Source organism: Pseudomonas sp. P7779 (assembly GCF_013386315.1).
In the GTDB taxonomy this organism is placed as follows: Bacteria; Pseudomonadota; Gammaproteobacteria; order Pseudomonadales; family Pseudomonadaceae; genus Aquipseudomonas.
In genome coordinates this window covers 1-20621 of sequence record NZ_JACARZ010000013.1, presented here as the reverse complement: position 1 = coordinate 20621, position 20621 = coordinate 1, and the positions used below count along the sequence as shown (strand labels likewise).

17 protein-coding genes are annotated in these 20621 nt (G+C 61.6%); 12 read left to right on the top strand and 5 right to left on the bottom strand.

Annotation, left to right across the window (positions count from 1 at the left end; translation table 11 throughout):
- Positions 1 to 1605: an ABC transporter ATP-binding protein gene (locus HX869_RS04220; protein ID WP_102368872.1), complete on the top strand. Its 1605-nt coding sequence runs from the start codon at positions 1 to 3 to the stop codon at positions 1603 to 1605.
- A 21-nt stretch (positions 1606 to 1626) separates the two neighbouring features.
- Here the strand turns inward: HX869_RS04220 and HX869_RS04215 are convergent, their stop codons facing one another.
- Complete coding sequence (locus HX869_RS04215) at positions 1627 to 2472, bottom strand: oxidoreductase (protein ID WP_008435212.1); 846 nt, start codon at positions 2470 to 2472, stop codon at positions 1627 to 1629.
- 110 nt (positions 2473 to 2582) lie between these two features.
- Here HX869_RS04215 and HX869_RS04210 point away from each other — a divergent pair, with 110 nt between their 5' ends.
- The 6 genes from HX869_RS04210 (at position 2583) to HX869_RS04185 (ending at position 12130) form a co-directional block, all read left to right on the top strand.
- The gene (locus tag HX869_RS04210; protein ID WP_003207454.1) at positions 2583 to 3494 is read left to right on the top strand and encodes a LysR family transcriptional regulator; all 912 of its coding nucleotides are present in this window, start codon (positions 2583 to 2585) and stop codon (positions 3492 to 3494) included.
- A gap of 96 nt (positions 3495 to 3590) precedes the next feature.
- Positions 3591 to 4121 (top strand): sigma-70 family RNA polymerase sigma factor, encoded by a 531-nt coding sequence (locus HX869_RS04205; RefSeq protein ID WP_178902777.1) that lies wholly within the window; start codon positions 3591 to 3593, stop codon positions 4119 to 4121.
- Positions 4118 to 5077 (top strand): FecR domain-containing protein, encoded by a 960-nt coding sequence (locus tag HX869_RS04200; protein WP_102368871.1) that lies wholly within the window; start codon positions 4118 to 4120, stop codon positions 5075 to 5077. The genes HX869_RS04205 and HX869_RS04200 overlap by 4 nt, the downstream gene beginning before the upstream one ends.
- A gap of 96 nt (positions 5078 to 5173) precedes the next feature.
- The gene (locus tag HX869_RS04195) at positions 5174 to 7642 is read left to right on the top strand and encodes a TonB-dependent siderophore receptor (protein WP_372865089.1); all 2469 of its coding nucleotides are present in this window, start codon (positions 5174 to 5176) and stop codon (positions 7640 to 7642) included.
- Positions 7643 to 7798: 156 nt separating this feature from the next.
- Positions 7799 to 11242, top strand: coding sequence for a hypothetical protein (locus HX869_RS04190; RefSeq protein WP_178902775.1), 3444 nt, complete (start codon positions 7799 to 7801; stop codon positions 11240 to 11242).
- A gap of 63 nt (positions 11243 to 11305) precedes the next feature.
- Positions 11306 to 12130: an AraC family transcriptional regulator gene (locus HX869_RS04185; protein ID WP_003207444.1), complete on the top strand. Its 825-nt coding sequence runs from the start codon at positions 11306 to 11308 to the stop codon at positions 12128 to 12130.
- 1 nt (position 12131) lies between these two features.
- Here the strand turns inward: HX869_RS04185 and HX869_RS04180 are convergent, their stop codons facing one another.
- Positions 12132 to 12719 carry a LysE family translocator gene (locus tag HX869_RS04180; RefSeq protein WP_003207442.1) on the bottom strand — a complete coding sequence of 196 codons (588 nt, stop codon included), beginning with the start codon at positions 12717 to 12719 and terminating at the stop codon, positions 12132 to 12134.
- Between the two features lie 288 nt (positions 12720 to 13007).
- On the opposite strand from HX869_RS04180, the gene HX869_RS04175 reads away from it, so the two are divergent.
- Positions 13008 to 13850 (top strand): alpha/beta fold hydrolase, encoded by an 843-nt coding sequence (locus tag HX869_RS04175; protein WP_003207440.1) that lies wholly within the window; start codon positions 13008 to 13010, stop codon positions 13848 to 13850.
- A gap of 6 nt (positions 13851 to 13856) precedes the next feature.
- On the opposite strand, the gene HX869_RS04170 is transcribed toward HX869_RS04175, so the two are convergent.
- A complete protein-coding gene (locus tag HX869_RS04170; protein ID WP_008435219.1) occupies positions 13857 to 14567 on the bottom strand; it encodes a FadR/GntR family transcriptional regulator in 711 nt (236 codons plus the stop codon).
- Between the two features lie 288 nt (positions 14568 to 14855).
- Between HX869_RS04170 and HX869_RS04165 the strand changes: the two genes are divergently transcribed.
- Both HX869_RS04165 and gudD read left to right on the top strand, forming a co-directional pair.
- On the top strand, positions 14856 to 16205 hold the full coding sequence (locus HX869_RS04165; RefSeq protein ID WP_008435222.1) for an MFS transporter: 1350 nt from the start codon (positions 14856 to 14858) through the stop codon (positions 16203 to 16205).
- A gap of 10 nt (positions 16206 to 16215) precedes the next feature.
- Positions 16216 to 17565 carry a glucarate dehydratase gene (gene gudD / locus HX869_RS04160; RefSeq protein ID WP_178902774.1) on the top strand — a complete coding sequence of 450 codons (1350 nt, stop codon included), beginning with the start codon at positions 16216 to 16218 and terminating at the stop codon, positions 17563 to 17565.
- A gap of 2 nt (positions 17566 to 17567) precedes the next feature.
- Here gudD and HX869_RS04155 read toward each other — a convergent pair whose 3' ends face one another.
- Positions 17568 to 18455 (bottom strand): NAD(P)/FAD-dependent oxidoreductase, encoded by an 888-nt coding sequence (locus HX869_RS04155; protein ID WP_178902773.1) that lies wholly within the window; start codon positions 18453 to 18455, stop codon positions 17568 to 17570.
- A 144-nt stretch (positions 18456 to 18599) separates the two neighbouring features.
- Here HX869_RS04155 and HX869_RS04150 point away from each other — a divergent pair, with 144 nt between their 5' ends.
- Positions 18600 to 19049: an Rrf2 family transcriptional regulator gene (locus HX869_RS04150; RefSeq protein ID WP_008435227.1), complete on the top strand. Its 450-nt coding sequence runs from the start codon at positions 18600 to 18602 to the stop codon at positions 19047 to 19049.
- A gap of 13 nt (positions 19050 to 19062) precedes the next feature.
- On the opposite strand, the gene HX869_RS04145 is transcribed toward HX869_RS04150, so the two are convergent.
- The gene (locus HX869_RS04145; RefSeq protein ID WP_087692405.1) at positions 19063 to 19680 is read right to left on the bottom strand and encodes a TetR/AcrR family transcriptional regulator; all 618 of its coding nucleotides are present in this window, start codon (positions 19678 to 19680) and stop codon (positions 19063 to 19065) included.
- A 145-nt stretch (positions 19681 to 19825) separates the two neighbouring features.
- Here HX869_RS04145 and HX869_RS04140 point away from each other — a divergent pair, with 145 nt between their 5' ends.
- A complete protein-coding gene (locus HX869_RS04140; protein ID WP_008435232.1) occupies positions 19826 to 20266 on the top strand; it encodes a hotdog fold domain-containing protein in 441 nt (146 codons plus the stop codon).
- Positions 20267 to 20621 lie beyond the last annotated feature (355 nt).

Below are 20621 nucleotides of genomic sequence, written 5' to 3'. Positions count from 1 at the left end.
ATGAATCAGGACAATCTGATCGAAGTCCGCGACCTCTCCGTCGAGTTCGTCGTAGGCAACAGCCACCAGCGGGTGGTGAACAACGTCAGCTTCGATATCAAGCGCGGCGAAACCCTGGCACTGGTGGGCGAAAGCGGCTCGGGCAAGTCGGTCACGGCGCACTCGATATTGCGCCTGCTGCCCTACCCGCTGGCACGTCACCCGTCGGGCACGATCCAGTACGCCAACCACGATTTGCTGACCCTGAAGGAAAAGACCATCCGGCATATCCGCGGCAACCGGATTGCGATGATTTTCCAGGAGCCGATGACCTCGTTGAACCCGCTGCACTCCATCGAGAAGCAGATCAACGAAGTGCTCGGCCTGCACAAGGGGCTTACCGGCAAGGTGGCCACCAAACGCACCCTGGAGTTGCTGGAACTGGTGGGCATCCCCGAGCCCCACAAACGCCTCAAGGCGCTGCCCCATGAGCTGTCCGGCGGCCAGCGCCAGCGGGTGATGATCGCCATGGCCCTGGCCAATGAGCCGGAGTTGCTGATTGCGGACGAGCCGACCACGGCACTCGACGTCACCGTGCAGCTGAAGATCCTGGAGCTGCTCAAGGAACTGCAGGCGCGCCTGGGCATGGCGTTGCTGTTGATCAGCCACGACTTGAACCTGGTCAGGCGCATCGCCCACCGGGTATGCGTGATGCAAAAAGGCTGCATTGTCGAGCAGGCCGAATGCGAAACCTTGTTCGAGGCGCCGCAGCACCCTTACACCCAGGAGCTGCTGGCAGCGGAACCCAGCGGCGGGCCCGCCACCAATGAAGTCGGCCCACCGTTGCTGGAAGTCGATGACCTGAAGGTCTGGTTCCCGATCAAGAAAGGCTTCCTGCGCAATACCGTCGATTACGTCAAGGCGGTGGACGGCATCAACTTCAGCCTGCCCCAGGGCCAGACACTGGGCATCGTTGGTGAAAGCGGCTCGGGCAAATCCACCCTGGGCCTGGCAATTTTGCGGCTGATTGCGAGCAAGGGCGGCATCCGCTTCGAAGGCCATCAGATGGACAAGCTCAGCCAGCAACAGGTGCGCCCGCTGCGCCGGGAAATGCAGGTGGTGTTCCAGGATCCGTTTGGCAGCCTGAGCCCGCGCATGTGCGTGAGCGAGATCGTCGGCGAAGGCCTGCGTATCCACAAGATGGGCACTGCCGCCGAGCAGGAAGCGGCGATTATCGCCGCGCTGAAGGAAGTGGGCCTGGACCCGGAAACCCGCAATCGCTACCCTCACGAATTTTCCGGCGGCCAACGCCAGCGCATCGCTATTGCCCGCGCCCTGGTGCTCAAGCCCCGGCTGATTCTGCTGGACGAGCCGACCTCGGCCCTCGACCGTACCGTGCAGCGCCAGGTGGTGGAACTGCTGCGCAACCTGCAGGCCAAGTACAACCTGACCTACCTGTTCATCAGCCACGACCTGGCGGTGGTCAAGGCCTTGAGTCACCAACTGATGGTGGTAAAACACGGGCAGGCGGTTGAACAGGGAGATGCACCCGCGATCTTCGCCAACCCCCAGCATGCCTACACCCGGCAACTGCTGGAGGCGGCGTTTTTGGTGCCCGGCCCCTAGCAGCTGCTACGCCATTGGGTGTCAGAAATCGGTTGAGGCCGACAGTTCACGCCAGGCGGCGGTCTCTTCCTTGACGTAGGCCAGCTTGTCCTCGATCGCCTGCAACGTGTCGGTACCCAGGGCCAGGCGCATCGGCGGATGCGGCGCTTCCACCAGCTTGATCATGGCCACTGCCAGCAGCTCCGGGTTACCCGGTTGCTGCTGGTTGTAGACCTTGGCCAGCTTGCGCACCTCGCCGGACGTGGCGGCGTAATCGTCGATGATCAAGGGCGACTCCACCAGGGAGTTGCCATCCAGGAAGTCGGTACGGAAATAGCCCGGCTCCACCACCGTCACCTTGACGCCCAAGGGTGCCAGCTCTGCGTGCAGCGCCTCGCTCAACCCTTCAACGGCAAACTTGGTCGAGCAGTACGTGCCGAACCCCGCCCCGGAACGGAAACCGCCCACCGACGAAATATTGATCACATGCCCGCTGCGCGCCTGGCGCATGAACGGCAATACACCGCGAGTGACATTGAGCAGCCCGAACACATTGGTTTCATACAAGCGGCGAACCTCATCGGCAGACGCCTCCTCCACCGCGCCCAGCAGGCCAAAACCGGCATTGTTGACCAACACATCAATGCGCCCGAAGTGCTCAATGGCGGCACGGGCAACGTCGGCAGCCTGGGATTCGTCGGTCACGTCCAGTTGCACCGCCAGCAGCCCGGGTTGCTCACCGAAGCGTTCGGTGACGGTATGGGCGTTGCGGGCCGTGGCCACCACCGCATCACCGTGGGCCAGTGCTGCCGCGACGATTTTCGCGCCGATGCCCCGGGAAGCCCCGGTTACCAGCCAAACACGCTTGAAGGAATGTGCCGTTGTCATGATCCGTACCTGATGGAGTGAATGTGAAGCCACGGTACGCTGAGGCATTAGCCTGAAAAACCGTCTCGTGCTACAAGCACTCTGAAACAGAATTTCATAATGGCTGACCGATGAACCTTGATCCCTTCAATGGCTTGACCGAATTTCTCGCCGTGGCCGAACTGAAGAGCTTCACCCAGGCCGCTGCACGCCTCGGCGTAACACCGACGGCGGTCAGCCATGCGGTGAAAACCCTGGAGAAGCGCACGGGTGTGGTGCTGTTCCAGCGCACCACGCGCCGGGTAGCGTTGACCGAGGCCGGCATGACGCTTTACAGCCGCCTGCGCCCCGCCGCCGGGGAGATTGACGAAGCGCTGGCGGCCCTCAGTGGCTACCGCGACCGGCCCATGGGCACCCTGCGGCTGACGGTGCCAAGGTTGTCGGGCAAGTTGCTGATCGAGCCGTTGATCCCGCGTTTTCGCGAGGCCTTTCCCGATGTGGTACTGGATATTTCCCTCGACGATGCCACGGTGGACCTGGTGACCGAGGGCTTCGACGCCGGTATTCGCCTGGGGGAATCCATCGACAAAGACATGGTTGCCGTGCGCCTGACCCCGGACCTGAACTGGTCGGTGGTGGGCTCTCCCGCCTATTTTGCCAAGGCCGGCAAGCCGACGACGCCGGAAGCGCTCACGGCCCATCAAACCATCGGTTATCGCTTCCTGACCTCGGGCATGGCACACCGCTGGGAATTCGAGCGGGCGGGCCGGGAATTTACGGTCGGCGTTCAAGGCGGGTTGATCGTCAATGACCGCAACCTGATGATCGCCGCCGCGCGGGCCGGCCAGGGCCTGGCGTACGTGAGTGATTTCGAGGTCATGGAGGACCTGGCTTCAGGCGCACTGGAGCCCGTGCTGCAATCTTTCGTACCGCCAAGCAGCGGGCTGTACCTGTATTTCCCCGCCCGAACCCAGAGCCAACCGAAACTGCGGGCCTTTATCGACCTGGCCACCGCATGGATTGCCGAGAAGCGTGGGCGCTGACAGCGCCGCAAAAGCAAACCAATATCATTTGCGCAGTGCCCGGCCCTTTGGTTTAATCGCGACCAATTCTTATTTACGCCAAGGCTTCTGCGCCACATGGATACTGTGTCGACCCCGCCCACCTCGTTCAGCGACCTCTACGGCAATCACCATTCCTGGCTGCTGGGGCTGCTGCGCCGGCGCCTGAGCAATCGCTGGGATGCGGCGGACCTGGCCCATGACACCTTCATTCGGGTACTCAAGCGCCCGCCCGCCCAAGCCGATGAGACGCGCGAGCGTTCCTACCTGGCCACCGTCGCCCGGGGGTTGTGCATTGATCACTGGCGTCGGCGCCAACTGGAACAAGCGTGGCTGCAAAGCCTCGCGGACCGGCCGCAAGCCCTGCAACCGTCGCCGGAGCAGCGGGCAATCATTGTCGAAACCCTGTACGAAGTGGACGCCATGCTCGCGCGGCTGCCCCACAAGGTGCGCGAAGCGTTCCTGCTGGCGCAGTTGCACGGTACGCCCTACAAGCAGATCGGCGAACAGCTCGGGGTAGGCGAACGGATGGTGAAAAAATACCTGGCCCAGGCGCTGCTGCATTGTGCGGTGCTGGAAGCCGAACTGGACGGGATGCTCGTGGAGTGAACAGCCCCGGAAAGCTCAGCCATGCCAGCCTTGAGCAAGCGGCCCAATGGTACGTACGCCTGCAGGATCAGCCAGAGGCTGCCCAGCACTGGCAGGCATGGCTCGGGCAAAGTCCGGAACACCAGGCCGCCTGGGGTTATGTAGAGCGGGTCAGCCAACGCTTTGCGCCGTTGGCCGAGCAATCCCACAGCGCCAGCCGTGCGTTGCGCAGCTCTCGGCGCCAGACGCTCAAGACCCTGCTGGTGCTGTGTGCCGGTTCAACGCTGGCCTGGGGCACCTGGCGCAACACCGCCCTGCCCCGGTTGGTGGGAGGCTGGAGTGCGGATTACGCAACCGCCGGCGGTGAAACCCGCGAAGCGCTGCTGGACGATGGCAGTCGCCTGTGGTTGAACGCCTTGAGCGCCCTGGATGTACGTTTTGACCGGGTCCAGCGCTTGCTGCACCTGCGTTTCGGCGAAGTGCTGATCGAGACCGCCAAGGACCCGAACCGCCCGTTCCTGGTGGAGACCCAACAGGGCCGCCTGCGCGCCCTGGGCACCCGCTTCAGCGTGTTGCAGGACGGCGACAGCACCGTGCTCAATGTGTTTGAAGGTCGGGTCGAAGTGCGCACCGCCGCCAGCCGGCAACAACGAATCATCGAGGCCGGGCAACAAGTGGCCTTCACCCGCGATGGGTTCAATCTCCATTCACCCGCATCCGCCACCCGTGAGGCCTGGAGCCGTGGCGTACTGCTGGCCGACAACCTGCCGCTTGGCCAACTGGTCGCCGAACTCAATCGTTTTCGCCCAGGCCACCTGGGCTGTGATCCAGCCGTGGCGCAATTGCCGGTAATGGGTTCGTTCCCCCTCAAAGACAGCGACCACGCACTGCGCCTGCTACAGGCCGCGCTGCCGATTCAGGTCGACACGCTCATGCCGTGGTGGGTCACGGTCAGGCCCAAACACCCAGGCACATAAAAACTTTCAGCCGTCAGTTCCCTTTTCCAAAACTCGTTCGGTTAACCCTGCAGATGCTTTCAATTCGCCGATCGATTTGATCCAAAGGGAATGTTCATGTCGCAACCCGTTCGCTTCACTTTGCGCCCACTGGCGCTGGCCGTTACTGCTACCTTGTTGTGCCTGGGCGCGCTCGACGCGCAAGCCGCCGAGTCGCCGTCGACTCAGGAAACGGCCCGCCACTACACCATCGCCGCGGGTTCGTTGGTCAACGTGCTGAACAGCTTCGCCGAGCAGTCCGGGATCTTTTTCGCCGGCCACAACAGCCTGGCCAGCGGCAAAACCAGCCCGGGCCTCAACGGCAGCTACACCCCAGCCAGCGGTTTGCAACGGCTGTTGCAAGGCAGCGGCTTGCAGGCCGTGCCCCAGGGCAACAACGGCTATGTGCTGGAGTTGATTCCGGCCAGCACCGGCGCCCTGGTACTGGGTGCCACCACCATCTCCGGCGAAGGCCTGGGCGCCACTACCGAAGACACGCACTCGTACACTACCGGCGCCATGGCCTCGGCCACCGGCCTGGCGTTGTCGATGCGCGACACGCCGCAGTCGGTAACAGTGATCACCCGCCAGCAAATGGACGACCAGGGCTCCACCAGCATCGCCGACACCCTGCGCCGTGCTCCGGGCGTGAGCGTGCAGAATTACGACAGCGAACGCTGGGAGTTTTCCAGCCGCGGCCTGCCGATCACCAACTTCCAGTACGACGGGGTCAACTCCACCTACGACGGCGTGTATGACTACGGCACCACCAGCACCGACATGGCGGTGTATGACCGCCTGGAAATCATCAAGGGCTCAGCCGGCCTGATGTCCGGCTCCGGCGATCCTTCGGCCACGGTCAACCTGATTCGCAAAAAGCCCACCCGGGATTTCAAGGCCTCGTTCACGCAGACCTTCGGCTCGTGGGACAACTACCGCACCGAAGGCGATATTTCCGGGCCTTTGACCGACTCCGGCAACGTGCGCGGGCGCTTCGTCGGCGTGTATCAGGATCGTCAGTCGTACCTGGACCACTACCAGAACACCAAGGACATTGCCTACGGCATCCTCGAAGCCGACCTGACGCCGGACACCCTGCTGACCTTCGGCATCGACCAGCAGGACACCCGCTCCCGTGGCGCCAGCTGGACCGGCTTCCCGATGTACTTCAGCAACGGTTCACGCACCGACTTCTCGCGGTCCTTCAACCCGGCCGCCGACTGGAGCCGCCGCGACTTCCAGAACCAGACCCTGTTTGCCTCGGTGCAACAAAAGCTCGCGAACGACTGGTCGCTGAAAGTCAGCCTTGACCGCAAGCGCAGCCAGCACGATACCCTGCTCGCCTCCGCCAGCGGCGGCAACCCGGACCCGGTCACAGGCGACGGGATGTACATGTTCATGGGCAAATACAAGGGTGACCAGGTGCAAAACACCCTGGACATCAACCTCAATGGCCCCTTCAGCCTGTTCGGGCGCGAGCATGAATTGATCATGGGCTTCATGGCCACCCGCTCGAAGCAGGACGTGCCGGTGTACGGCTCGATCTACCCGCCCGTGGGCGGCAGCATTTACGACTGGCGCGGCGAATACCCGAAGCCTGACATTCCCCGCAGCGGCCAGAACGACATCGTGCAACGCCAGACCGGCGCGTACCTGGCCACGCGCTTGAAACCCACCGATGACCTGTCGGTGATCCTTGGCACCCGCGTCAGCAACTTCAGCGGCACCGACAACACCGACTTCTACGACCCGACCAAGGCTGACAACCGTTTCACCTACCGCCAGACCGGCGTCGTCACGCCCTATGCCGGTATCGTCTACGACCTGAATGACATCTGGTCGGTGTACACCAGCTACACCAAGATCTACAAACCGCAAAACAGCAAGGACGCCGACCGCAAGTTGCTCGATCCGATTGAAGGCGACACCTACGAAGCCGGGCTCAAGGCCGCTTTCTTCGACGGCCGCCTGAACGCCAGCTTCGCCGCATTCCGCATCGAACAGGACAACGTTGCGCAGTACGTTTCCGGGTTTGAGACCGACTCGGTATATCGCCCGATTGCCGGCGCCACCACCAAGGGCTTTGAAGTCGAACTGGCCGGTGAAGTGCTGGACGGCTGGAACGTCGCGGCGGGCTACACCTACCAGCACAGCCGTGACGCCAACGGCGATTACGTCTATGGCTCTGTGCTGCAAACCACCACGCCCCAGCAAGTGGTGCGGTTGTTCAACACCTATCGGCTGCCCGGCGCCCTGGAGAACCTGACCGTGGGTGGCGGCGTGAATTGGCAGAGCGAGTTCTTCGGCAATGTGTTCCAGCCCGATCCCAACGACTCGGTGAATTTCGGCCACAACTCACGCATTACCCAGGACAGCTACTTCCTGGTGGACGTGATGGCGCGCTACCGCTTCAACGAGCACCTGAGCACCACGTTGAACGTGAAGAACCTGTTCGACAAAAAGTACTACACCGGCCTGGGCAACTTCGGTACCGGTTTCTACGGCGAGCCGCGCAGCCTGCAATTGGCGACCCGCTGGGATTTTTGAGCCCAAACGCCAGACTGCCGTAGCGCCCGCAACGGCAGTCGACTCGGGCTACACCCCGTCAGGAAGGTACGTCTTTTGTTCTGGCCCGGCCCATCCGACGATGCAGGCTCCGGTCGCCCATAGCACGTGGGCGACCTTGCACAGAGCCTGAACGCCATGGATGACTTACCCTTTCTGTCCCACCTGTTGAAGAATATTTCTCCCTCCGCCCTGGACCTGATCAAGCACCAGGCATTGCGCCTCAAGGACGATCAAGTGCTGATCGCCGAACTGATCGCCGGTTTGATCAGACTGGTTGCCCAAGGCACCACCCCGGCAACCGAACCCATCTTGATCAGCGTGCCGGAAAATACCATGCTCGGTCGCTGGGTGCGGCTCTTCTGTGACGCCATCGGCCGCCCGGCCTTCCGTGAGTGGGCCTCACGCCATGACCTGGAACTGGCGAGCCTGGTGTTTCGGGGCGGCGATCTGCAGGCCACGATCCTGGAAGGCACGGTCAAAACACCGTACACCTTCACCCTGGACAAAGACTCTGATTGGTGGCGCGTCGCGAATCCGATCCTGGAGGTGGTGCAGATTATCGATACGGTCAACGCCGGCTTGCCATTCATGGAAAACCTCGTCGAACCTCATTCGAGGACACTGCCTCTGAACCTGGTATTGCCCTTCTATGGCTACCCGTTACCGACCAATCATTTGCAGGCTCAGGTGATTCTCGAAGAGATCCATACCCTCGACACGCTGCCCGGTGTCGATGAAAGCGGGCGGCTCAAATCCACCCTGCGCAAGCGCTTGACCGAAGAGCAGCGGGATTACCAACAACTGGCCGATGCGCTGCAGACGCTCCTGGAACAAAGTACAAACGGCAGCCCGCCTTTCGATTGGCTGCAACTCTACCTGCAACGATGCACGCTGGACTCGGACTCAATGTTGTCGAGCACCTTAAAGTACGCGGCACAGCTGCTTTACGCCGTGACGCAGGGCGAAGAGTTCGCGAGCCTCAACCCTGCCAGTCAAGGCGCTGCCCCCACTTACCGCTATTCCGTCGACCAAAAAGTAGTGATCGCCGTGACCGACGGCCGCGAGGCCAATACCTCACCTCTGGATCGCTCCAACAACTCAGCGCTGAATCAGCAATGGGATGAGCTGGAGCGCCTGGCCAATCTCGCCCATACCGACATATTGCCGGACGCCAGCCTCAGCCTGGCCGCGCTGATGACGGCGTATCGGCTACCCCGTCCTGCCAGTGCAGGGGACGTTCAGGTCCTGGTGGAACAACTGCGCGCCACCAGCGCAGCGACGTTTCCCTATGTCAGCTCGGCCGCCCACTCGTTGGTGGCCGTCAGCAAACACATGCGCCATATCGCAGTCCTCAATGACCGTTACACCATGCAAGCAGCACTCAAGTCGATCACCCTCGATACGCAGCTCACTAGCACCCAGGACATGACGTTCAACCTGGCGGCTGACTCGCCCTTTGCCATGCTGGTGGACAAAGGGGCGCAACTGCTCGCAGGCTTGCGCCAGGAATCGGCCTTTCAACGCGTGAGCGCCACCCGCCAATTCAACCTTGCCCGGGTGTATGTACTGAACGCGGACGGCGAACTCAGTGGTTACGCGCTGGACGATGCGCCCAAGGTACTCACCCGTGCGGACACACCGCTTTCAAGCCTGACCTCGATGGCCGAACCCCTGTTGGAACTGGCCCGCCAATCCGGCGGGCGCATCAGCACCAATGGCCAGGTCAGCTTGCGCCAGTTACTCAACCTCTACCAGATGGCGCTACCGGCTACCCGTGACGAAGCCCATGCCACGGCACGCATCCTGCGCATCCCGACAACCAAACAGCCACGCCACGGCAACTACTGGCGGGCATTGCAGGTGATGCCACTGCTGGCGGCGCAACGCAAACAGGTGCTGCAGACCGTCGCCGCCTTCCTGCCCAACCAGGACGTAAAACTGTTCGACTACCTGAGCGAAACAATCGTCGGCGAAAAAAACCGTGACCAGGTGCGCGCCGAGGCTGATCTGCTGCTGCACCAACTATTGGCATCGCCCCCGGCCCAGGCACTGGCCGCGCGGCTATCGGAAACCGTGGGCTGGTACGGTGAACACGCCAGCGCTGCAAACACCCGTGCCAGCAGAAACGCACTGTTGTTTGCCGCACTGATTCTCAGCCTGGACGCGAATGCTGGTAAGCAGCGGGCCACTGTCGCCGGCTATGACCTGACCGATTCCTACAACTGGGGCCTGACCTTCCATGAAGTCCGTAACGCCGTAGAAGCCATGGTCCAGTTCAAGGTCCTGCGCACCAGCGCCGTACCCATGGCCGCGCACCTGTTGCTGGCGGGCATCGCCCCGGAATTCCTGGTGCGGGACATCCCTGATGAGGTGTCGTACATGAGTTCCCATACCTGGGTACATTTCAAGCAATACGTGGACCTGATCGAAGCTGAAACACCGGGTGCATCACGGGCCATGCGCTTCACCGACTTCATGGCGGTGATCTACTTCATCATGCCCTCCCGCCGGGTTCGCCGAGGCAGTCTGCCGATCGTCGACTGGGCCGTGGCCAACGGAGTACTGGCCAAAAACGTTGATGGGCACAGTACCACGCAGAAGAATCGCGCCATTGCCGCGTTGAACGAGCAGCTCAACCAGTTGCAGATCAGTTCCGAGTTGAAGAAGAACGGGCATACCAGCCTGTATGAGATAGCCTTGCAGGATCTTCAGCGGGTGTTTGCCGGTAGCACCGATCTGGAGCGAATGGTCATACAATGGCAGGCCAGGACTGGTAACCGCTCGGAGCCGGATATCGCCGCCAATACCGCCGTTTCCCTGGTTCAGTTGCACATGGCAGGCAAGCTGACCAAAGGCACAACGCAATGGCGCTCGCCCCTCAAGGACGTTGATTTCGCCAGCATGGCGTCACGGTTCGATGAGTTGGGGTCAATCCATTCCACTTTCGCGGCCGAGTTCGAGAAGCGCTACACGGCGGTGCGCGCCGCGCTGCTACAGTCGATCGTGTATTGGATGTCACAACTGCCCCTGCTTAGCCGTAAAGGCATGGAATATGGCAGCCTGGAATTCCATCGCCTGCAAACGTCACGCACCAGTGCTGGCGGGCAGACATCGGGCATCGGGAGATTCGGGGTGCTGGTGTTGTGCAGGTACGCCGGCGACAAGCGCTTCTACGAATTTCTCCCAAAGCAACTGAAGGTTGCCCCATTACCGGGCCTGACCCTGCAAATATTCGAACAGGCCCTGCGCACCGGCAATACCCAAGGCAGCCCGCTGCCGATCGATTGGTCAGCGTACGCGCGCGGCACCATTCCCAACGGGCAGCAACACGCGACGGTCATTGCCCAACGTTTTGCCGAGCTGCCTGCCGTCTATGGGCCGGGCCCTGTGGTACCCAACACCTTCACCTCGCCACGCAGCCTGGCCATTGCCAGCATCGTGATTGACCAGCACTTGCTGGTAGGCGCCGATGAGGCGCGAGCGGCGGCGAAGCAACCCCTTTCCCTGGCAGACGCCATCAACGGCGTAGATCCGCGGATCGGTTTCCTGCGCAGAATGGAACCCGAAACCATGAAATGAAACGTTGCAGGCCTATTTCTGTGTAATCATTCACTGCATTGTTTCCCGGTGAGACTTGTAGTGATGCGATCGCCCCTCGAACCGACTGCCCCGTCCTTCTGGCGCGACGAACGCCTGCCGTTCATTGAGGCTCGCACCATCGCCGACGGGCGGAAGGTCTGCTACACCCGCCACGCCCACGAGCACTTTTCCATCGGCGCGATCACGGCCGGGCAGAGCCTGTACATCCATGGGGCATCGACCTTCAAGATCAGCACCGGCACCGTGGTCTTGATGAATCCCGGGGATGTCCACGCCTGCAACCCCATTGATGATCTGCCCTGGTCCTATCACATGCTGTATATCGATACGGCCTGGCTGACCGACCTGCAGCACCAGCTGGGTTTCAGCAAGGACCAGGACTTTCGTCCGTTCACCGCCACCCACACCACGGATGTCGCGTTGTACCGCGGGCTGAACGAGCTGTATGAGGTGCTGGTGGACAACCACGCCGAACACCTGCACAAGCAGAGTGCGGTGGTGAGTTTTTTCACCGAGGTGCAACAACGCCTTAACCCGTCGGAGACCCCGGTGCGCGAGGTCAATCACAAGCTGGAGCGGGCCGCCGACTATATCCGCGAACATTGCACCGAGGCCCTGAAGCTCGAAGACATTTGCCAGGCGGCTGAACTGTCGCCGTCGTACCTGATTCGTGCGTTCAAGCAGTATTACGGCATGACGCCCCACGCATTCCTGGTCAATCGCCGTATTCAGTTTGCCCGCACCCAGTTGCGCAGCGGCCAGTTGATCGCCGACGTCGCACTGGCGGCCGGCTTTTCTGATCAGGCGCATTTCCAGCGCACGTTCAAACAGCACCTGGCGGCGACGCCCGGGCAATATCGCGGCTGAATCAGGCCAGCAGCAGATACCCCACGCTGGCCACCAACAAGGCGGCCATCGAGCGATTGAACAGGCGCATGCCCTGGGGATTGCTCAGGTAGCGGCGCAGGAACGTCCCGGCGTACGCCCAGCACGCCACCGACAGGTAGCAGATCACCAGGTAGATCGTCGCAAACAGCCAGACTTGCTGCGCATCGCCATCGGCGACAAACAGCCCCATGCCTGCCACACACGCCAGCCAGGCCTTGGGGTTGAGCCATTGCATGATCGCCCCATAGAGCATCGACGGCGCCGCGGCCGTGCCTTCAGCGTCCAGGCGCCCATCGTCCACCGCCAGCTTCCAGGCCATGTACAACAGGAACGCCACCCCGCCCCATTGAATCAGTTGGGTCAGCAGCGGCCAGCGCACCAGCACCTCATGCAGCCCCAGGCCGATCAACACCAGCAGCAAGGTGAATCCCAACGCGGCTCCAGCCACGTGCTTTTGACTGGCGGCAAACCCAAAGCGCGCCCCCGAACTGATGGCCACCACATTCACCGGTCCCGGCGTGATGGAAGTGGCCAAAGCGAAAGCGGCCATGGAAATGATCAAGCTCATTGCAATTCCTTTTTGTTGTGCGGGTATGAGCTGAACCTTAAGGAGAAGATGGATCGCGGTATTGAAGAAAATGCCCCTGCCGGGAATGACCGAAAAAACCATCAGTTGAAACCCTTAGCCCACCCGCTGCAAAAGACAAATTTATTCCATTGATATAACTGTATTTTTCTCTTTCCAAAGGGCGTTTATGATAGGAAAAAATGCGTGTTTCCCAAGGTAGGCACGGTGCTAGAGTCGAGCGCACATCTGGCCGGATGACCTCAACCTGCTCACAAAAAAGGAATCGCCATGTCACGTCGCTTATTGGCAGCTGCCTGCCTGTTGCTGTCCCTCTCCGGGGTTCAGGCCGCGGAACGCTGGGAAACCCTTCCGCCCACCCCGGCGCCGATTGCGGGGGCCAAGACCGGCTATGCCGCCGTCAATGGCATCAAGGTCTACTACACCAAGACCGGGCATGGTTCGCCGGTCATCCTGCTGCACGGTGGCCTGTCCAATTCCGATTACTGGGGCAACCAGGTCAAGGCGCTGGCCGCCAAACACACGGTCATCAGCCTCGACAGCCGTGGCCACGGGCGCAGTTCCCGGGACGAGAACCCCTTCGGTTACGACTTGATGGCCGATGATGTGGTCGCCGTACTCGACAGCCTGAAAATCCCCCGCGCCGATATCGTCGGCTGGAGCGACGGCGCAATCATCGGTATCGATCTTGCCCTGCGCCATCCCGACCGTATCGGCAAGGTGTTTGCCTTTGCCGCCAACACCCAGACCTCCGGGGTCAAGGATGGCGTAGAGAAAAACCCGACCTTCGCCGCCTTCATCGAGCGCGCCGGCAAGGAGTACGCCAGGCACTCGCCGACGCCAAAAGAGTACGACGCCTTCGTCGAGCAGATCAGCCATATGTGGGCCAGCCAACCCAACTGGACCGACGCGCAACTGGCGTCCATCAAGACTCCGATCCTGATTGTCGACGGCGACCACGATGAGGCGATCAAGCGAGAACACACCGAATACATCGCGGCGACCATTCCGGGAGCGGGCCTGCTGATTCTGCCGAACACCAGCCACTTCGCATTCCTGCAGGACCCGACGCTGTTCAATGCCGCGCTGCTGGACTTCCTGGACAGCAAATAGCCCCGCCTACTCTCCTGTCATCCGCTCCAGGCTGTTGCTCAAGTGCAACAGCATGGCGGCCCGGGCCGCGTCCGGGTCCTGGCGGCGGATGGCTTTCAGGATCGCCTCGTGCTCAAGGTTCGCCAGGCGCCCCAGCTCCATCAGGTCCGCGTCGCCGCGTTCCTCGGCATTGATCCGGGTGCGTGGGATTACCGAGTGGCCCAGGTGATAAATGACGTCGGTGAAATAGGTATTGCCAGTGGCCTGGGCGATCAGGCGATGGAAGCGCACGTCAGGCTCAACGGCACTGTCGTTGTTGGCCAGCGAGTCCTGGTAATCATCCAGTGCCTGGCGCATCTGCTGCAGTTGTTCATCGGTACGGCGCAAGGCTGCCAGGGCGGCTGCCTGGGTTTCCAGGCCCATGCGCAGTTCAAGAATGCCGCGCACGCTGGCGGCGGTGTCGTGGGTCAGGTGCAGGCCGTGGCGCTCGTCGCGCTCCAGCACAAAGGTGCCGACACCGTGGCGGGTTTCCACCAGCCCGGCGGCCTGCAATTTGGAAAGCGCTTCGCGCACCACCGTGCGACTGACGCCGTACTCGCCCACGATAGCGGACTCGGATGGCAGCTTCTCACCCGGCGCCATCTGTCCCAGGAGAATCTGCTGGGTCAATGCGGTGACGATGTCGTGGGCAAGGCCCGGGGAGCGCTTGCGATGAGGTGCCGAGCTGGGGTTTTGCATCAGGAATTCCGTTCTGGGGCGCTTGGCAATACTAGCATTCTTAGACGAGCCAACTTGTATGACAACAAACAAATACCTGTAGGAGCGAACCTGCCCGCGAAAAACCCCGTCGCAGCGCAAAAATTGCACAAAACCGCGCAATCGTTGACGATTTTCGCGAGCAAGCTCGCTCCTACAGAGGGTTGCCATCTCTGAAATTGCAGTTGTATGATGTCTATCAAGTTGTCAGACATCTCCGACAACCCAAATACGTCCCCGCACAACAATAATCAGTGGGAGTTTGACCTCGTGACCCCTTCCAGCCCTGCGACAGCTGCGCCTGCCACCGACCCGGTCCTGGCCCGCGCGATCAAGAAGGTGAAGAGCCATGTGCTCCCACTGTTCGTGATCATGTTCATCGTCAACTACATCGACCGCGTCAACATCGGCTTTGTGCGTACCCATATGGAGCACGACCTGGGCATTGGTGCGGCCGCCTATGGCTTCGGTGCCGGATTGTTTTTCATCGGCTACGCGCTGTTCGAAGTGCCGTCCAACATGCTCCTGCAAAAAGTCGGCGCGCGCATCTGGCTGACCCGCATCATGTTCACCTGGGGCATCACCGCCACATTGATGGCCTTTATCCAGAACGAAACCCACTTCTACATCCTGCGCTTTCTGCTGGGCGTGGCCGAAGCGGGCTTCTTTCCCGGGGTGATCTACTACTTCACCCGCTGGTTGCCCGGCGTCGAGCGCGGCAAGGCGATTGCAATTTTCCTCAGCGGCTCGGCCCTCGCCTCGCTGATCTCCGGCCCCTTGTCCGGCGTGCTGCTGCAAATCACCGGCCTGGGCCTGCATGGCTGGCAGTGGATGTACATCATCGAAGGCATGGCGTCGGTGCTGCTGTGCTTTTTCGTGTGGTTCTGGCTGGACTCCAAACCCCACGACGCCAAGTGGCTCAGCCTTGAAGAAAAGGATGCGCTGGTGGGCGAGATCGACCGCGAACAGCGCGAGCGTGACGCCGCGACCACGGTCAAGCCGACCCTGGGCAAGCTGCTCAAGGACCGTCAGATCATGCTGTTCTGCGCCCTGTATTTCTGCATCCAACTGACGATCTATGCCGCCACTTTCTGGTTGCCGAGCATCATTAAAAAGATGGGCGACCTGAGCGACATCCAGGTGGGTTTCTACAACTCCATCCCGTGGTTGATCTCGATCATCGCGATGTACGCCTTCGCGGCACTGGCGGGCAAATTCAAGTTCCAGCAAGCCTGGGTCGCTGCGGCGCTGTTGATCGCCGCCGTCGGCATGTTCCTCTCCACTACCGGCGGGCCGATCTTTGCCTTTATCGCCATCTGCTTCGCGGCGATCGGCTTCAAGTCGGCGTCCTCGCTGTTCTGGCCGATTCCCCAGGGTTACCTGGATGCACGCATCGCCGCGGCGGTGATCGCATTGATCAACTCCATCGGCAACCTCGGCGGGTTTGTCGCGCCCACCACCTTTGGTTTCCTGGAACAGACCACCGGCTCGATCCAGGGCGGTTTGTATGGCCTGGCGGGCACTTCGATCCTTGCGGCCATCCTGGTGTTTTTCGCCAGGACACTGCCCGGCCCGACCACCAGCAGCGTGCTGCAACCCGCCCCCGTCTTGAGCAAATAAGGACTACACGATGAACACAGAACACCAGCACCACGCCAACAGCGCCCCGGTCGTGACCGGCCTGCAAGTCATCCCGGTGGCCGGTCACGACAGCATGCTGCTCAACCTCAGCGGTGCCCACGGGCCGTTTTTCACGCGCAACATCGTGATCCTTACCGACAGCGCCGGCCGTACCGGCGTCGGTGAGGTACCCGGCGGCGAACGCATCCGCGAGACCCTGGAAGACGCCCGCAGCCTGGTGATCGGCAAGCCCATCGGCCAGTACCAGAGCATTCTCAATGCCATGCGCCAGACCTTCGCCGCGCGGGATTCGGCGGGCCGGGGTTTGCAGACGTTTGACCTGCGCATCACCATCCATGCCGTCACAGCGATGGAAGCGGCACTCCTGGATTTGCTCGGCCAATTCCTCGAAGTCCCGGTGGCGGCCCTTCTCGGCGAAGGCCAGCAGCGCGACGCGGTGAAGATGCTCGGCTACCTGTTCTACATCGGTGATCGCCAGCAAACCGACCTGGCCTATCGCAGCGAAGGCGATGCCGAAGACTGGTACCGCCTGCGTCATGAAAAGGCGATGACGCCCGAAGCCATCGTGCGTCTGGCAGAGGCGGCCAAGGCGCAATACGGCTTCAATGACTTCAAGCTCAAAGGCGGCGTACTGCGCGGCGGCGACGAAATCGAGGCGGTGACTGCACTGGCCGAACGCTTCCCCGATGCGCGCATTACCCTGGACCCCAACGGCGCCTGGTCACTGAAAGAAGCCATCGCCCTGTGCCGCGACCAGCATCATGTGCTGGCCTATGCCGAAGACCCTTGCGGCGCGGAAAACGGTTACTCCGGGCGCGAAGTCATGGCCGAATTCCGCCGTGCCACCGGGCTGCCCACCGCCACCAACATGATCGCCACCGACTGGCGGGAAATGGGGCATGCGATCCAGTTGCAGTCCGTGGATATTCCCCTGGCCGACCCGCACTTCTGGACCATGCAGGGCTCGGTGCGCGTGGCGCAGATGTGCCACGAATGGGGCCTGACCTGGGGCTCGCACTCCAATAATCACTTCGATATTTCCCTGGCGATGTTCACCCAGGTGGCCGCCGCCGCGCCGGGGGAAATCACGGCCATCGACACCCACTGGATCTGGCAGGACGGCCAGCGGTTGACCAAGGCTCCGCTGAAGATTGTCGACGGCCACATCAAGGTGCCGGCCAAACCGGGCCTGGGCGTGGACATCGACATGGACGCCGTGGCCCACGCCCATGAACTGTACAAAGGCATGGGCCTGGGTGCGCGCAATGACAGCGTGGCGATGCAGTTCATGATTCCGGGCTGGACGTTCGATAACAAGCGGCCGTGCCTGGTGCGCTGACCTCAGTTGAAGATCATCGAAAAGTGCGCGCCCACCCCGGCGCGCACACCCTCGCCGACCGCCAGCGCCACCGAGCCGCCGGCCAGGTTGGCATCGCCGCAGGCAAACACACCGGGCACGGTGGTCTGGCGCGTCTCGTTGGTCAGCAGATAGGGCCCGGTCGGCCCTTCGACAAACTCACAGCCCAACTGCTCGGCCAATGGGCTGGCCATGCGCGTACGGGACAGGGTGAAAATACCGTCCAGCGCGATCATCCGCCCGTCTGCCAATTCCACATCCGCCCGCTCACCGACAATCCGCCGCACCGCCGAGCTTTCGACGCTGACCCCGCGCCGATCCAGTTGCGCCTGCTGCTCGGCATCCGGCACAAATGCGCCGTTGGTAAAGAGCGTGGCGGTGCCCCAGTCCGGCAGCAGCATCGCGTGATGCATGGCCAGTGGCGACGTCGCCAGCACGCCGATGCGGCCTTGATCCAGTTCATAGCCGTGGCAATACGGGCAATGGAACACATGCTTGCCCCAGCGCTCCTTCAACCCCTCGACCTCGGGTAACTCATCCACCACGCCGGTAGCGAGGATCAAGCGTTTAGCGTTGAACTCACCGTTGCAACGGGTTTGCACCACGAAGCCATCCTGGTTTCGAATCGCTTCAACGGCGGCGTCCTGCACCCAGGTCACCGTCGGATATTCCATCAACTGCCCTCGCCCTTCGGCAGCGATCAGCTCCGGCGGCTGGCCATCCTGGCTGAGGAAACCGTGGGACGTGGCCGCAAACCGGTTGCGCCGCTGCCCGGCGTCAACCACCAGCACCTTGCGCCGAGCCCGCGCCAGTTGCAGCCCGGCAGACATTCCGGCGTAGCTGCCGCCCACGATAATCACGTCGTAAACCATGAAGATGACCTCTCTGGTGGCCCTTGCATCGGTTGTCGGGCACTCACGACACACCATAAGTTACATAAAAATACCTCGTCAAGCGTCTCGCAACTCCAATCGTTACGAACGATACTTTCGGGCAGGAACTCCAGAGGCTTGCAGATGAGAAACGACACCCGGCTTTCGCGCATGCTCCATGTGCTGATCCACATGGGCCGCCACGAGGAACGCGCCACCTCGGAGACCATCGCGCAGATGCTTGGTACCAACGCGGTGGTGGTACGCCGCACCCTGGGCCTGCTCAAGGAGAAAGGTTATGTACGTTCGGAAAAAGGCCATCAGGGCGGCTGGATGCTGGGCAAGCCGCTGAGTGAAATCACCCTGCTGGACATCCACAATGCCCTTGGCACGTCGTCGATCTTTGCCGTCGGCCTGTCCACCGATCATCCGCAATGCCTGGTGGAACAGGCCGTCAATGCGGCGCTGAACCAGGCGTTTGACGATGCCCAGGCGTTGCTGCTGCAGCGTTTGGGAGAGGTGACGCTGGCACAGTTGGCGGATGATTTTGACGAGCGCTATCGGGTGGCGATAACGCCCGCACCCTGTGCGTGATGCACGCGACGCCCTAAGCGCCGCCTACCGAGCGCCACGCTGCCTCGGCCAGGGTTTCCCGGTACACCCGAGGGCTGCTGGCCGAGCGCCCGGCCAGCCAGGCACGGCAGTAGCTGTCGGCCTGGCCGATGATCAGTGATGGCAAGAGTTCGGCGGGCACCTGGCTGAGCTGATCACCCCGTCCAGGCAGCACCATCCACTCCTTCAGCATCGCGTTGCGCGCCTGATTGCGGCTTTCCAGTTCAGCGGCGAACGGGCCCTTGGTCACCGCGAAATGCGCGTGGTACTGGAAGCGCGCCCACTGCGGTTCGCTGTCCACCCAATCGACATAGCTGTGGACCAGTGCGTACACCCCCTCCTTCGCCGTTTTGGCCGATTCAAGGTAGCGCCCACGCAATTCGGCCTGATCCTCCAGCGCGGTAAAAAACAGCGCGGCGACCAGGCCTTCCTTGTTGCCGAAGTGATGATAAATGGCGCCGACGCTGGTATCGCAGCGCGCGCGGATCATCTCGATGGTGGTGGCTTCAAGGCCCTGCTCGTTGAACAGGTCCAGGGCTGCCTTGAAAATATCGCGCTTCAATTCGGCCCTTCGGCCAGGGAAGCAACGCTGAAGCAGATCCGGGGTTTGCATGCTGAACAGGAACTCGGTCAGTGAAGAAGAACAAGCCCGGGCAGCTTGACAGATTTCCCATGGGCAGAATACTGTTCCGTTACAGAACATTATTCTGTAACGGAACAATATTCCGTAAAATTCATTTAATCAGCGAGGCAGCACCATGAGTCAGGCCCTGAGCATGTTCAACAGCGTTGGCCCCGAAGCGTTCAGCAAACTGGCGTGCCAGATGGCGCCCTACTTCAGCACCATCAATCCGTTGATGACCCAGTTGCGTCCGGGGTTTGCCTCGGTGGAAGTGCCGTTCAGCAAGGCCATCACCAACCACCTGGGAACGGTGCACGCCATTGCCATGTGCAACGCTGCGGAGTTGGCGGCGGGAACCATGACGGACGTTTCCGTGCCGGCGGGTGCGCGGTGGATTCCCAAGGGGATGACGGTGGAGTATCTGGCCAAGGCCAAGAGCAGCGTGACGGCGACGGCCAATGGCGAAGGTATCGACTGGCAAACGGCGGGTGACAAGGTGGTGCCGGTGGAGATGCTGGATGCGGAGGGGAAATTGGTGTTTACCGCGCGGATTATCATGAATGTGAAATTGGGGTGATGGGGTTGGGGGAATATCCGTTGCTGCGGTTATGGCCGCTATCGGGTTGCGCTCTCACAGCGGCCTACCAGCCGGCTTGAGTGTTGTGAAGCAAAAGCAAAATCTAAAGCGGGCACGGTCCAAATGTGGGAGCGGGCTTGCTCGCGAAGGTCGTTAACGATGACGCGGGCATTCTGGATGAACGCGGCGCTCTCAGGTTTTTCGCGAGCAAGCCCGCTCCCACAGAAAAGCAGATCTGTTTTCGCTCTGGTCTTTGCTTTTAACACTCAAGCCGGCCGGGAGGCCGCTGTGCTCTTGCTTTTGATCTTGATCTGCGGGCCCCGTCAACCACGATGGCCGCAAGTAGGCACGGTGG

What these genes read in the sequence shown, in the direction of transcription:
- HX869_RS04150 (WP_008435227.1), top strand. Translation starts at nt 18,600, where the DNA reads ATGAGAAACGACACCCGGCTTTCGCGCATGCTCCATGTGCTGATCCAC.
- HX869_RS04210 (WP_003207454.1), top strand. Translation starts at nt 2,583, where the DNA reads ATGAACCTTGATCCCTTCAATGGCTTGACCGAATTTCTCGCCGTGGCC.
- HX869_RS04195 (WP_372865089.1), top strand. Translation starts at nt 5,174, where the DNA reads ATGTCGCAACCCGTTCGCTTCACTTTGCGCCCACTGGCGCTGGCCGTT.
- HX869_RS04215 (WP_008435212.1), bottom strand. Translation starts at nt 2,472, where the DNA reads ATGACAACGGCACATTCCTTCAAGCGTGTTTGGCTGGTAACCGGGGCT.
- HX869_RS04145 (WP_087692405.1), bottom strand. Translation starts at nt 19,680, where the DNA reads ATGCAAACCCCGGATCTGCTTCAGCGTTGCTTCCCTGGCCGAAGGGCC.
- HX869_RS04205 (WP_178902777.1), top strand. Translation starts at nt 3,591, where the DNA reads ATGGATACTGTGTCGACCCCGCCCACCTCGTTCAGCGACCTCTACGGC.
- HX869_RS04220 (WP_102368872.1), top strand. Translation starts at nt 1, where the DNA reads ATGAATCAGGACAATCTGATCGAAGTCCGCGACCTCTCCGTCGAGTTC.
- HX869_RS04140 (WP_008435232.1), top strand. Translation starts at nt 19,826, where the DNA reads ATGAGTCAGGCCCTGAGCATGTTCAACAGCGTTGGCCCCGAAGCGTTC.
- HX869_RS04155 (WP_178902773.1), bottom strand. Translation starts at nt 18,455, where the DNA reads ATGGTTTACGACGTGATTATCGTGGGCGGCAGCTACGCCGGAATGTCT.
- HX869_RS04185 (WP_003207444.1), top strand. Translation starts at nt 11,306, where the DNA reads ATGCGATCGCCCCTCGAACCGACTGCCCCGTCCTTCTGGCGCGACGAA.
- HX869_RS04175 (WP_003207440.1), top strand. Translation starts at nt 13,008, where the DNA reads ATGTCACGTCGCTTATTGGCAGCTGCCTGCCTGTTGCTGTCCCTCTCC.
- gudD (WP_178902774.1), top strand. Translation starts at nt 16,216, where the DNA reads ATGAACACAGAACACCAGCACCACGCCAACAGCGCCCCGGTCGTGACC.
- HX869_RS04170 (WP_008435219.1), bottom strand. Translation starts at nt 14,567, where the DNA reads ATGCAAAACCCCAGCTCGGCACCTCATCGCAAGCGCTCCCCGGGCCTT.
- HX869_RS04180 (WP_003207442.1), bottom strand. Translation starts at nt 12,719, where the DNA reads ATGAGCTTGATCATTTCCATGGCCGCTTTCGCTTTGGCCACTTCCATC.
- HX869_RS04190 (WP_178902775.1), top strand. Translation starts at nt 7,799, where the DNA reads ATGGATGACTTACCCTTTCTGTCCCACCTGTTGAAGAATATTTCTCCC.